This window comes from Candidatus Symbiopectobacterium sp. NZEC135 (assembly GCF_025962695.1).
The window spans coordinates 1-589 of record NZ_JAGFPF010001339.1; the positions used below are offsets into that span (position 1 = coordinate 1).

General features: G+C 55.7%; 1 protein-coding gene. It reads left to right on the forward strand.

Features of this window, described 5'->3' with window-relative positions:
* A partial coding sequence (locus J5224_RS34150; protein ID WP_264629286.1) for an ABC transporter permease occupies nt 1–531 on the forward strand: 531 nt, incomplete at its 5' end.
* Between the last annotated feature and the right edge of the window lie 58 nt (nt 532–589).

A 589-nucleotide genomic window follows, 5' to 3' on the forward strand; every position in this document is an offset into this window, starting at 1 on the left:
CGCTGGCCGCTGTTTATTCCGTTTATCGTCACCGGACAGATTTTACGTACCTTTCTGGCTAAGAACGGCTGGCTAAACGGCGCCCTGGATATGGTGGGCATCGTCGATATCGCCAGCGCCAGTAACTGGCTCGATTGGCGCGGTATCGTGTTTGCTTTTGTCTGGAAACAGACGCCGTTTGTGGCGCTGTTGGTCTCCGGCGCGATGGCATCGCTGGACCGTGCGACGATGGAGTCGGCGCGCAATCTCGGCGCGGGGCGGCTGCGTATTTTGTTCGAAATTGTGGTGCCGCAGGTGTGGCACACGTTGCTGACCGGATTGATTCTCTCTTTCGTGACCATGATGTCGGTGCTGTCGGTGCCGCTGATGATCAATGCGCAATCCCCGACGCTGCTGAGCGCTAATATTGCCTTTCGTATCAATGCCTATGGAGACTACGGCGTAGCGAATGCGCTGGGTGCCATCTCACTGCTGATGACGGCGGTATTTGCGGTTATCTATCTGCGTATCAGCATGAGGGAGAAAGCATGAAGCGCGTATTCGGATGGATTGCCCCGGCGCTTATTCTGGGCGTGCTGATTTTTCTTAT